Source organism: Arsenicibacter sp. R0_47 (genome assembly GCF_057652235.1).
In genome coordinates this window covers 89,716-102,580 of sequence record NZ_JBYFCJ010000012.1, presented here as the reverse complement: position 1 = coordinate 102,580, position 12,865 = coordinate 89,716, and the positions used below count along the sequence as shown (strand labels likewise).

The following is a 12,865-nucleotide window of genomic DNA, read 5'->3' as shown; positions in this document are numbered from 1 at the left end:
ACTCAATCACTCAATTACTCAATCACTATTTTAGGTCATCGCCATTCCAGCCGGATGGTTGGTACGATGCGGTCCCAGAGGCGGGTGCGGACATCGTGAACCTCGTTGAGCACGCGGCCGCCAAGGGCTGTCACGGTGAAAAACCGTTTCCGGCGGCCGCCCCGTTCGGCGGTGGCTTCGCCCATTTCTGAGCGCAGATACCCTTTTTGTTCGAGCCGCTGCAGAGCCGCATGAACGGCTCCCGTACTAACGGGCCGGCCGGTTTCCTGTTCCAGCTCTTCGGCAATGGCCACTGAATAGGCTCCCGGCGACAGGGCCGCTACCGTCAGCAGTACCACTTCTTCAAACTCACCCAGATCGCTTCGTCGCATATCGTTAACCGGTATGGAGGCCGGTGTTTATATCATCTATTTCGGTATGTCAAATCCTGCGCCAAACGGGAAACTAGCAGGCAGGCACGCTGGAAATGCCATTTTTACTATATTTAAGGAAACCTGAACTGTCCGTTCGCGGACAATGGTTGTACGCAGCCGGACAGTTGGATACAACCCATGAACAAACATCTCCTTTATTTTCTGGTATCAGCATGGCTGCTCTGTCAGGGGGCACAGGCCCAGACATTCACCTTCGAGGCCATTAAAAGCTATCCGTTTCCGAATGAGCTGACTAGTTCGGCGCAGGGGGCGCGGATTGCCTGGGCATTCAACGAACAGGGCAAACGCAATGTCTACGTCGCCGAAGGACCCGCTTTTACGCCCCGTAAACTGACCGGCTACACCGAAGACGACGGGCAGGAAATCACCAGTCTGTCTGTTTCGGATGATGGCAGGTGGGTGGTCTATGTCCGTGGCGGCGATCACGGATCGAACTGGGATGATGACGTGCCGGTGAATACGGGGTCGATGCCGGTAGCGCCTAAGGTGCAGATCTGGGCCGTTCCGTTTGCCGGAGGGGAGCCCAAAGCCATTGCCGAGGGCGACGAACCGGTAATCTCACCCAAAAGTGACCGGATTGCGTTCATCAAAGGCGGGCAGGTATGGAGTGCACCGGTTGACGGATCGGCACCGGCCAAACTCCTGTTTACGGCCCGTGGCACCAACAGCGGTATCCAATGGTCGCCCGACGGCTCGAAAATTGCCTTTGTCTGCGACCGGAAAGACCATGCGTTTGTCGGGGTATTTACGTCCGAAACGGCTCCGGTTACCTGGATTGCGCCGTCCTTTGCCCGTGATGCCTCGCCCCGCTGGTCACCCGACGGGCAGAAACTGGCCTTTGTCCGGACGCCGGGTACTGGTGGCGCACCCGATTCTATACTGGCCCGCCGCCACCGGCCGTGGGCGATCTGGACGGCCGACGTGTCGACGGGTACTGCCTCCAAAATCTGGCAGGCACCGAAGACCCTCGCCGGCTCCGTCCCGACGACGCATGGCGGCACCAACCTGCACTGGGCTGCCGGAGACCGCATTGTGTACCTGTCTTACGAAGATGGCTGGCCGCATCTGTACTCGCTGCCGTCGGCGGGCGGCAACCCGTTACTGTTAACGGCCGGCCCGTTTATGGCGGAACACATCACCCTGACCCATGACCGTAAGTGGCTTGTATGCAGCGGCAATACGGGCCCTGACAAACTGGATATTGACCGCCGCCACGTGGTTCGTGTGCCCGTCGATAAAGCCGCTATGGAAGTCCTGACGCCCGGCACCGGTCTGGAATGGATGCCGGTGGTGACCGGCGACGGAGCAACGGTCGCTATGATCAGCGCGACGGCACAACGCCCGCCGCTGCCGGCCACCATGCCGTTTGCTGGCGGTAAACCGGCGGTACTGGCCGAAAACCTGATGCCGGCAAATTTCCCGTTGCAGCAGCTTGTGACGCCGAAGCAGGTCACCTTTACCGCGCCGGACGGCATGACGGTACACGGGCAGTTGTTTGAACCGGCCAACGGAACCGGCAAAAAGCCCGCGATCATTTACGTACATGGCGGACCGCCACGGCAGATGCTGCTGGGCTGGAACTACTCGGACTATTACGCCAATGCCTACGCGATGAACCAGTATCTGGCCAGTCAGGGGTTTGCGGTGTTATCGGTTAACTACCGGCTGGGCATCGGGTATGGCTATAATTTCCATCAGCCGGCCAATGGCGGGGCCAACGGGGCGTCGGAGTATCAGGATGTAAAGGCGGCGGCGCTGTGGCTGACCAAACAGCCCGGGATTGATGCGTCGCGGATCGGTATTTACGGTGGTTCGTATGGCGGTTATCTGACCGCGCTGGCACTGGCCCGTGACTCAAAACTGTTTGCTACCGGTGTCGATATTCACGGCGTGCACGATTGGGGGCAGCAACGGGCAACGGGGGCTTCGACGGGCTTCGAGAAAATTCCGGATGCCGAACTGGCCGCTAAAATTACCTACGACTCGTCGCCGATTTCGTCGGTATCGGCCTGGACATCACCGGTCCTGATCATTCACGGCGATGATGACCGGAATGTCCGGTTTTCGCAAAGTACGGATCTGGTTCGCCGCCTGGAAGCCAAAGGCGTTCCGATGGAAACCATGGTCATCGTCGACGATACACATCACTGGATGAAACACGCCAACGCTCTCCGGCTGGGTAAAATCACCGCCGACTATTTTAAACGGAAACTAAGGGGTATTGAGTGATTGAATGATTGAATGAGTGAGTGATGGTACATGGTACGATTTTGACGGGGCCGCCTAGTCGTGCCACCACTAAATATGGCCCGGTAACTCAGAACCACCAGCAACCATCAGAACAACCAGCAACCCGGAACAACCAATACCTAAAGACAACACGTAAACGAATCGTTTTCCGGAAACAAAAGCGGGTGATGCCGGTTTGTGTTACAGTACACAACAATACAGACATGAACGAACAAACCGCTAAAAAAGTAGCCCGTATCCTGCTGGGAACCAACCTGATTGTGGCAGGGATCAGCCATTTGACATTCGCCCGCCATGCCTTCAGGGCGCAGGTGCCCGACTGGGTGCCGCTTCAGAAAGACGATACCGTCGTATATTCCGGCATTGCTGAAATCGCGCTCGGCAGCAGTCTGGTCTTAACCGACAACGCCCATCAGGAAACCGTCGGCAAAGTGGCGGCGTCATTTTTTACGGCCGTTTTCCCGGGAAATATCTCGCAATACGTCAATAAACGCAGCGCATTCGGCCTCGACACCGATCAGAAACGCCTGGCCCGTCTTTTTTTTCAGCCGCTTCTGGTGTACTGGGCGCTGAAAAGCACGAATAATCTGTAAAAAGGAGTTGCTGGTGGTTGCTGATTGTTCTGGGTTACTGATAGTTTTTTCTGGGTTGCTGGTTGTTCTGGGTTACTGATGGTTGAGTAACTCAGAACAACCAGCAACAACCAGCAACAACCAGCAACAATCAGCAACAATCAGCAACAATCAGTAACCACCAAAAATAAAGACTATTCTGACTTTAACGACCTGACCGGGTTGATCGTCGCGGCTTTAATGGCCTGGAAGCTGACTGTCAGGAGAGTAATGAGCAGGGCGCCACCGCTGGCGGCGATGAAGACCCACCACGACAGGTCGGTACGATAGGTATAGGTTTGCAGCCAGCCATGCAGGAAATACCAGGCGATGGGGGCCGATAAGACGCAGGAAATCAGGACCAGTACGACAAAATCCATCGAGAGCAACCGCCAGAGTGACGGTACCGATGCGCCGAGTACTTTACGGATACCAATCTCCTTGGTCCGTTGTTCAGCCATAAACGAGGCCAGCCCGAAAATGCCCAGACAGCTGATAAACACCGCCAGTATGGCAAAAAAACTCGCCAGTTTTCCGATCCGCTCTTCGTTGCCGAACTTCTGCGCAAACGCCTGATCCGTAAAACGGTACTCAAATGGCTGCGACGGATTGTGTTTCTTAAATACCGCTTCAATGCTGATCATCGCCTCCCCCGCGCTTTTGGCCGGGTTAATCTTCAGGACGGCAAACGTCGCATCACGCCCCAGGCTGAAAATGGTAGGTTTCACCTGCTCATAAGGCGACTGAATAACGAGATCGCTGACAACACCGATGATGCGGTAGGGCTGCTGCCACCACTGAATGGTTTCGCCAACCGGATGTTTCAGCCCCATAAACCGGACGGCGGTTTCGTTCAGAATCAGGGCGCTGGTGTCGGTGCCGAAGGAGGTCGAAAAGTCACGGCCGGCCTTTATGTTCCAGCCAATGGTTTTGCCGTAATCGTGGGAAACGACCATCACCGGGAAGTCAACCGACAGGTTAGGGTCTTTGCCTTTCCAGTCGAACGTACTGCTGCTCGACCAGATTTCGGTGGGCGGGCTGCTGGCCTGGGCCATGCTGACGATGGTGCCGGTTTGCAGCAGGTCATGTTTCACGGCCTCAAAATGGCGCTGGATGTCGCCCGTTACCAGCGGAACCGCGACCAGTCCGTTGCTTTGGTACCCGATCGGGCGGTTGCGGGCAAACTGAATCTGCCGGAACACCATGATGGTGCCGATAATGAGCGTAACCGACACCGTAAACTGCAACACCACCAGCGTTTTTCGTGGAATCGCCGCCAGCCGGCCGGCTTTGAACGTGCCTTTAAGGGTTTTAACGGGGTTGAACGATGACAGGTAAAACGCCGGATAACTACCCGCTATCAGGCCGGTCAGCAGGCTGACACCCAGACAAATGCCCCAGAACAGCGGTTTGTCCCACAGAATCCGGACGTCTTTGTCGGCCACCTCGTTGAACGCCGGTAAGAGTGCGGCAGTCCAGATCAGTGCCAGTACCAGGGAAAAAAGAACGACCATGATTGATTCGGCAAAAAACTGATAAATCAGCTGCGACCGTACCGAGCCGACGGCCTTGCGGATGCCGACTTCCTTGGCCCGTTTTTCGGAGCGGGCGGTGCTGAGGTTCATGAAATTGATGCACGCCAGCAGCAGCACAAACACACCGATGATGCCAAAGAGCCAGACGTACTGGATTTTGCCCCCGACGTTGATACCGTTTTTAAAGTCAGAATACAGATGCCAGCGCGACATCGGATGCAGGAAAAGTACCGGCTTTTTCTTGGCCAGTTCAGCACTGACTCTGTTCAGTTTGGCGTCTTTGATTTTTGCCGATACCTTGTCAAAATCGCTGTTTTCAGCGATTTGTGCGTAAATATGGAAGGCATTCGGCCGCCACGGGTCCGGTGCGGCTCTAACCCAGTCGTTGGTGTTGTAATAGAGCTGCCACGGGGCCATAAACGTCAGTTCGTGGAACGTCGAGTTGCGGGGCAGGTCTTCATAAATACCCGTCACCTTCACGTCCAGCCGGTTGTCCAGCCGGATAATTTTGTCCATCGGCTCGTCTTCGCCAAACAGCGCCTGTGCCGTAGAGGCCGACAGCAGCACCGAGGCCGGTTCGTTGAGACCGTTTCGGCTGCCTTTCAGCATCTTCAGCGACAGCATCTCCGTAACGGCCGGTTCGAAAAACATACCCCGTTTCGTGAATTTGTTGTTGCCGTAGGTCAGGATATGGTCGCCGTCTTCGCGCCCCAGAACCACATGAGTAAAGTCGCTGCCGTAGTTTTTCCGGAGTTCTTCGGCCAGCGGATAAGGGGTAGTCGACCAGGTCTGAACCTCGCCGTTGTTGTTCAGGTGCTGTTTAATCTGCCCGATCCGGTCATAGTTGTCGTGGTATTTATTGTAGGACAGTTCGTCCCACAACCACAGCCCGATCAGCAGGGCCACCGCCATGCCGACCGACAAACCGGCCATGTTTAAAAAGGAATAGCCTTTGTGTTTGGCCAGATTCCGGAATGCAATTTTCAGGTAATTACCGATCATGTCCATTAGCGTGATGTTGTTGTATTGGTTGGTAAAAAGAGGTGATTCATTCAGGTAGTCGTCATTGGCTTTCCAGCGGAAAAAGAGCGGGGTCAGGTGACAGATTACTGCCCATGCGTACTCACGGCGGGCCTTCGCCGGCCCGACCTGCGTGAGTCGTTTTTCAAAAAATTCGTACAGATCGCCCTGTACATCTTCGAGCAGATAGGGCGAAATAAACCATTCCAGTAAGCGGTCGGCCCAGCGGGGCGGTGTATGTTGAGGGGCTTTGTGCATGGGGCTTAGGGCTTAGTGTTGGGGGCAGGGGGCTTAGGGCGTAGAGCTTGGGGCTTGGAGCATAGGACTCTAAGCTCTCCGCCCTAAGCTCTCTGCTCTAAGCGCTCTGCCCAACGCTCATCAGTTTACCGTTGGGGATGGCCTGCCAGAGTTGTTGGCGCATGGCCTGAATGTCGAGCAGGGCTTTGCTGCCTGCTTCGGTCAGGGTAAAAAAGCGTTTGCGGCGCCCGCCGCGTTCAGCCGTTGCGCCGCCGAGTTCGGAGGCGAGGTAGCCTTTTTCTTCGAGGCGGTATAAGGTGGCATGAACGGCGCTGATGGTAATCTGCCGGCCCGTCTGCTCCTGGAGATGCTCCAGAATCATGTTCCCATAGGCTTCTTCCGTACAGGCAGCCACTACCAGTAGCACCACCTCTTCAAATTCTCCTAAAAACGCTCGTTTCATATCGCAAAACCGGTCTGGCCGATACAATTTCTGATTAGTTATAATAATGCAAATCAAATCCGGTGCCAAACTCCGGAATGCCCGTCCGGAGCGTTTTTTTGGGGGTATGGTCTATTTGCTTGTCCGGCTCCGGACAGAAACGTGTCCGGCAATGGATAAAGAGTCCCTGTCCAACTTCCAGGAAGTTTTGAACTTCCTGGAAGTTGGACAGGGACGGAGAGTTGCGCGTCCCATCCCGTACAAAACACTGTCCAGAAACGGACAGCGCCTCGGACCATACACCCAGAAACGGGCCATAAAAGGCATTTTTTACGCTCTGGCAGCAGATTTGCGCATATAAAACAAACAACAAGTACTACCGAACCTCAACCAATAGCCCCGACTGCTTATGTTACGGAACTACTTCACGATTGCCTGGCGGAACCTGCAGAAAAATAAGGCGTATTCATTCATTAACATCGGTGGGCTGGCCGTGGGTCTGGCCGTAGCGATGCTGATCGGATTCTGGATATACGACGAACTGAGCTACAATAAGTACCACACAAATTATGACCGCATTGCGCAGGTTATGCAGCACGGGACGTTCAACGGCAAAGTAGAGACGCAGACCGCGAACCCTGCTGCTATGGGGCCGGAAATCCGTGATAAGTACGGTAGTTATTTTAAATACGTGGTGCAGACGTCGTGGCCCGGCTCGTATGTGCTATCGGTTGGCAATACGCATGTGAGTAAAGAAGGGATGTTTATGGAGCCGGACGCACCGGCCATGCTGGCGCTGCACATGCGTCAGGGTACACAGGCCGGCCTGAAAGATCCGTATTCGATCATGCTCTCTGAATCGGTAGCGAAATCGCTGTTCGGAGACGCCAATCCGGTGGGGAAAATGATCAAGCTCAGCCGGCGGTTCGACGTTAAAATAACCGGTGTTTACGAAGACCTGCCATACAATACCTGGTTCCGCGATCTGAAAGTAATCCTGCCGTGGTCGTTGTGGCAGATTGATAACCCGTGGGTGAAGACCATGAAAAATCCATGGAACAGCAACTTCAGCCAGACGTTTGCGCAGGTCGCCGACAATGTAGCGATTGAGGATGCTTCGGCGCGGATCAAAAACGTGAAGCTGGCTAATGTTGGGAAGGAAGAGGCGAAGTATAAATGGGCTGTTTTTCTGCACCCGATGAGCAAATGGGAGCTGTACAACGAATTCAAAAACGGGGTTAATACCGGCGGGGAAATAAAATACGTCTGGATGTTCGGCATCATTGGTGTGTTTGTGCTGATGCTGGCCTGCATCAACTTTATGAACCTGGCCACGGCCCGCTCCGAAAAACGGGCCAAGGAAGTCGGCATCCGCAAGGCTATCGGCTCGGTACGGTCACAGCTGATTAGCCAGTTTTTTGCCGAATCCTATCTCGTTGTGTTTCTGGCGTTTTTATGCTCGGTCATGCTGGTATTGGTGCTGTTGCCGCCGTTTAATGAGGTGGCCGGCAAACGGATTGAGTTCATGTGGGCCAACCCGCTGTTTTGGGTTATCTGTCTGCTTGTACTTGGTCTTACCGGATTGCTGGCAGGTAGTTATCCGGCGTTTTACCTGTCGTCGTTCCAGCCGCTTAGCGTCCTGAAAGGTACGTTCCGGGTGGGCAAATGGGCATCGGTGCCGCGTAAAGCGTTGGTAGTGGTGCAGTTTACGGTGTCGGTTGTGCTCATCATCGGCACCATCATCGTATACCAGCAAATCCAGCACGCCAAAAACCGGCCGATTGGCTATGACCGTTCCGGGCTTGTCAATATGGCGGTTGATAAAGAAGTAAGGGACCATTTTGACGCCTTCCGGAATGAACTTAAATCTGCTGGCGCAATTGAAGAGCTGGCCGGATCAAACAGCCCGCTGACGGGTGTCTGGAACACAAACGGCGGATTCGACTGGGAGGGCAAAGACCCGAACCTGGCTGTCGACTTTCCGAACTCGAACGTGACCTACGAATGGGGGAAAACGGTGGGCTGGAAAGTAAAGGAAGGCCGCGATTTCTCCCGCGAATTTGCCACTGATTCCTCGGCGTTTATCGTTAACGAAGCGATGGTCAAATTTCTGAATTTTAAGGGGTCTCCCGTCGGTAAAATCCTTAAATGGAACGACAAACCGTATACCATTATCGGTGTAGTGAGCGACATCATGGCTGAGTCACCGTTCTATCCGGTGCGCCCGTCGATCTACCACATTAACACCGAAAATACGTACAACATGGTGATTCGCCTGAATCCGGCCAGAAGCTCAAGCCAGTCGTTGGCGCAGATTGAGAAAATCTGGCGGAAGTATGTAATCAATGTACCGTTTCATTACGAGTTCGTCGATCAGCAATACGGCAGCAAATTCGAATCGGAAGAGCGGATCGGTAAGCTATCGTCCTATTTCGCCGTATTGGCCGTACTGATCTCGTGCCTGGGTATTTTCGGCATGGCAAGTTTTGTGGCCGAACAGCGTACTAAAGAAATTGGTATCCGCAAGGTGCTGGGTGCCAGTGTTTTGAGTTTGTGGCAGCTGATGACCCGTGATTTTGCCCTGCTGGTGCTGTTCTCTTCCCTGATTGCCAGCCCTATCGCCTGGTACTATCTCAACGATTGGCTCAGCGGCTACGACTACCGCGTCGATATCTCGTGGTGGGTATTTGTGATTGCGGCTCTCGGTGCCCTGGCGGTCACGCTGCTGACGGTCAGTTACCAGAGCCTCAAAGCCGCACTCATTAACCCCGTTAAATCATTGAAGTCGGAATAGTTTTTTGGTTCTGAATAGTTCTGGTGGTTGCTGATGGTTCTGGTGGTTACTGGTTGGTTCTGGTGGTTGCTGGTAGTTCTGGTGGTTCTGAGTTGCTGATTATTCTGAGTTGCTGATGGTTCTGGTGGTTACTGGTTGTTATCGTAACCCAGCAACAACCAGTAACCCAGCAACAACCAGTAACCCAGAACAATCAGCAACAAAAAAACAACCAAAAGTTTATTCCGTTTTCAACGACTTTACCGGATTGACCAGCGCTGCTTTGATGCTTTGAAAGCTGACCGTCAGCAGCGCAATGGCGATGGCCAGCGCACCGGCGAGGACAAACACCCACCACTCGACATTGATGCGGTAGGCAAAGTCCTGCAACCACTGATGCATACCATACCAGGCAACCGGCGTGGCAATGATCAGGGCGATCAGCACCGGCTTCAGAAAATCGCGGGAGAGCAGGACTACGACGCTGGCTACCGACGCCCCCAGTACTTTCCGGACGCCGATTTCCTTGGTCCGGCGCTGCGCCGTAAAGGCTGCCAGACCAAACAGCCCCAGACAGGCTACAAAGATGGTCAGGCCCGCAAAGATGCCGAATAGCTTACCGACGCGCTCTTCGGACTGGTACATGGCGTTAAAGCGTTCATTCAGAAACGAGTAGGCAAACGGGTTATTGGTCTGCGCTTTCCAGATTGTTTCCAGTGTTTTCAGTAACTCAGGCAACTTGTCGGTCCGGATCCGGATGGCCATCTGGTAGTTATCTTCGCCGTAAAACATGATCAGCGGCGCAATGGCCTCGTGCATCGATTCAAAGTGGAAGTCCTTCAAAACCCCGACGACCGTATACCGGCGCTGGCTGTTCGGGCTACCGTCGCCAACCGCCCAGATTTGTTGCCCGACCGGCTGTTTGAACCCAAACCGTTTTACAGCCGCTTCGTTCAGCAGCACCGCCGACTGATCGGCAGGGTGGGCAGGCAGGAAATTGCGGCCCTGTGCCAATGCGATGCCGAGCGTATGAATGTAGCGGTCATCAATGTAAAAGCTCTTTTCCCGATACAGAGTCGCCTGCGGATTGCCGTCTTCCAGCCGTATGCCATCGACTGAATGGTTGGAGGGGCCGGCGGGCATGTAGCCGCCGGAGGTAACATCAACCACCTGGGCCAGTTTCCGGAGTTCGCTTTTAAACGTACCGGTCTTATCCCCAAGCGTATAGGTGTCGTGGACCATCAGCACCTGCTCCTTGTCGAAACCAACCTTTTTGTGCTGGATAAAGTGAAGTTGCCGGTAAACGATCAGCGTCCCGATGATCATGCCGATCGACACCATAAACTGCACCGTTACGAGCGAGTGCCGCAGCCAGCCGCTTCGGGCGCCTGTCTGAAACCGGCCTTTCAGTACGCTGACCGGTTTGAAGGATGACAGGAAAAAGGCCGGATAGCTGCCTGCCAGTAGCCCGATCAGTAGACTGGACAGCAGAATGGCGGGAATCATGCGGCCGCTCAGCAATGCGCTGAATGTAAAATCCGTGCCTGCCAGCTGATTGAATACAGGCAATGCCATGAACACGAGCCCCAGGGCAATAACCAGCGCCATGAACGTGACCAGCATGGATTCGCTCAGAAACTGCCCGATCAGCTGGCCCTGATGAGAGCCCAGTACTTTACGGACACCCACTTCGCGCGCCCGTTTTGCCGACCCTGCCGTTGATAGGTTCATGAAGTTAATACAGGCCAGCAGCAGAATAAACACCGCGATAACCGAGAAAATATACACATACTTCAGGTCACCGTTCGGCTCCGCCTCCTCTTCTAAATGTGAATGCAGGTGAATGTCGGTAATGGGTTGAAACCCAAACCGGAAACTGTTGCCTTTATGTTGGAAATCGGACAGGCTGACGCCGAGTAGTTGCTTCATTTCACTGCTGATGTGTTTCCGGACCATCTCCGGTATACGGGCTTCCAGCTGGCTGATGGCGAAGTTCGGCCGGAGCACAATATAGGTCATGATGCCGCTGCTGAGCCATGTGTCACGCAGTTTGAGCGAGCGTAGGGAGCCGATGATGTTGTAGTGAAAATGGGTGTTCGACGGAATGTCTCTAAACACACCCGTTACGCGGTATAAGCCGAGTGTGCCGAGCGTAATGGTTTGTCCGACAGGGTCTTCGTTGCCGAAGTATTTGCGGGCGGTTGATTCGTTGAGGACAACCGTATTGGGCTGGGTCAGTACATCGCCGGCTCTGCCTTTCAGCAGCGGAATCGAAAATGTATCGAAAAAATTGGAATCGGCGTGGGCAACATGTTCTTCCTTGAAGCTTTCCGTTCCGCGTGTGACAATAAAGGTGCCTTGCCTGTTGTCCACGCGGGTAACGGCCTCCACGCCGGGATAGTCGTTGGCGAGCGTCGGGCCGGCGGGCACGCTGCAATAGGCGATATTCAGGGCTTTGCCTTCGACTTGCCCGATAATGGTCATGCGGTACATGCGGTCGGCTTTAGCATGGTAGCGGTCGTAGCTGAGCTCATGCATCACGTAGAGCATAATCATCAGACAGGTGGCCAGGCCGACGGCCAGCCCCGTGATGTTGATGGCGGCAAAGGTTTTGTTGCGGAGCAGGTTCCGCCACGCAACGGTCAGGTAATTCCGGATCATAGCTGGAGAAAGAGTATATGTTGTTGACTGTTCGCCCGGTTGCCGTTTCAGCGCGAAAGGGCGCAGAAACGTAATGACTTCCCATGCATATTGCCGCCGTGCCATCGGCAGGCCGAAGAGGCGTTCATTTCGCAGAAAGCGCTCATACAAATCGCCCTGCACTTCTTCGAGCAGGTGCGGGGCGCAGAACCAGTCAAGAAGCCGGTCGGCCCAGCGGGGTGGTGTATGCATACGATAGAATGAATAATGTAAAATGTAAAATGTAAAATGAATAATGTAGAATGAATAATCAGGAATGATGCTGTAGGTGGTTACTGACGGACATGGCGACAAACCATTATCCATTGTTCATTATCCATTTTACAGTATACCCGTTGCCGGTAAGGTGTTCGGAGCAATGGCGTCCCAGAGGCGGTTGCGCATGTCGCGGATGTCGTGCAGGGTACGGCTGCCCAGGGCGGTGACGGAAAACAGCCGCTTCCGGCGACCACCCCGCTCGGCCGTGGCATCGCCCATATGCGAGGTAAGCATCCCTTTTTCTTCGAGCCGGTGCAGGGCAGCATGAACGGCGCTGATACTCACCGGCCGTCCTGCCTGCTGGTCCAGTTCGTCGGCAATGGCCACGCCGTAAGCCCCCTGACCCAGCGTGGCCACGGTCAGTAAAACCAGTTCTTCGAATTCGCCCAGATAACTGCGTTTCATAAAAGCGGTATTAATTTCACTTTTGTAGAACAAATCTTCTGCCAGAAAAACAAAAAGCCCGTTCAGGCGTAGAACGGGCCGTTTTTGTCTGATTTTGTATTGGTTACGCTGTCCGTTTCCGGACGCTCTTTGTCCGGTTTTAGTTTGTTGTTTTGGGGTTCTGGTGGCTGCTGGTTGGTTCTGGTGGCTGCTGGTTGGTT

Annotated in this window: 9 protein-coding genes; 4 read left to right on the top strand and 5 right to left on the bottom strand. The window is 54.3% G+C overall.

Annotated elements, in window-relative coordinates; all coding sequences use genetic code 11:
• Positions 1-35: 35 nt before the first annotated feature.
• The gene (locus AC23NW_RS19715; protein WP_071506666.1) at positions 36-371 is read right to left on the bottom strand and encodes a PadR family transcriptional regulator; all 336 of its coding nucleotides are present in this window, start codon (positions 369-371) and stop codon (positions 36-38) included.
• A gap of 180 nt (positions 372-551) precedes the next feature.
• Here AC23NW_RS19715 and AC23NW_RS19710 point away from each other — a divergent pair, with 180 nt between their 5' ends.
• Complete coding sequence (locus tag AC23NW_RS19710) at positions 552-2,663, top strand: S9 family peptidase (protein ID WP_487451471.1); 2,112 nt, start codon at positions 552-554, stop codon at positions 2,661-2,663.
• 224 nt (positions 2,664-2,887) lie between these two features.
• On the top strand, positions 2,888-3,277 hold the full coding sequence (locus AC23NW_RS19705; RefSeq protein ID WP_487451469.1) for a DoxX family protein: 390 nt from the start codon (positions 2,888-2,890) through the stop codon (positions 3,275-3,277).
• A 173-nt stretch (positions 3,278-3,450) separates the two neighbouring features.
• On the opposite strand, the gene AC23NW_RS19700 is transcribed toward AC23NW_RS19705, so the two are convergent.
• The gene (locus AC23NW_RS19700; RefSeq protein ID WP_487451468.1) at positions 3,451-6,108 is read right to left on the bottom strand and encodes an ABC transporter permease; all 2,658 of its coding nucleotides are present in this window, start codon (positions 6,106-6,108) and stop codon (positions 3,451-3,453) included.
• 97 nt (positions 6,109-6,205) lie between these two features.
• The gene (locus tag AC23NW_RS19695) at positions 6,206-6,550 is read right to left on the bottom strand and encodes a PadR family transcriptional regulator (RefSeq protein WP_487451467.1); all 345 of its coding nucleotides are present in this window, start codon (positions 6,548-6,550) and stop codon (positions 6,206-6,208) included.
• A 46-nt stretch (positions 6,551-6,596) separates the two neighbouring features.
• On the opposite strand from AC23NW_RS19695, the gene AC23NW_RS19690 reads away from it, so the two are divergent.
• Both AC23NW_RS19690 and AC23NW_RS19685 read left to right on the top strand, forming a co-directional pair.
• Entirely contained in the window at positions 6,597-6,890 is a 294-nt protein-coding gene (locus AC23NW_RS19690) for a hypothetical protein (RefSeq protein WP_487451465.1), read from the top strand.
• A 48-nt stretch (positions 6,891-6,938) separates the two neighbouring features.
• Positions 6,939-9,323, top strand: coding sequence for an ABC transporter permease (locus AC23NW_RS19685; protein ID WP_487451464.1), 2,385 nt, complete (start codon positions 6,939-6,941; stop codon positions 9,321-9,323).
• 219 nt (positions 9,324-9,542) lie between these two features.
• Here AC23NW_RS19685 and AC23NW_RS19680 read toward each other — a convergent pair whose 3' ends face one another.
• Together AC23NW_RS19680 and AC23NW_RS19675 are read right to left on the bottom strand one after the other, a co-directional pair.
• Positions 9,543-12,194, bottom strand: a complete 2,652-nt coding sequence (locus tag AC23NW_RS19680; protein WP_487451463.1) for an ABC transporter permease — start codon at positions 12,192-12,194, stop codon at positions 9,543-9,545.
• Positions 12,195-12,323: 129 nt separating this feature from the next.
• Positions 12,324-12,665, bottom strand: a complete 342-nt coding sequence (locus tag AC23NW_RS19675) for a PadR family transcriptional regulator (protein WP_487451461.1) — start codon at positions 12,663-12,665, stop codon at positions 12,324-12,326.
• Positions 12,666-12,865: the final 200 nt, after the last annotated feature.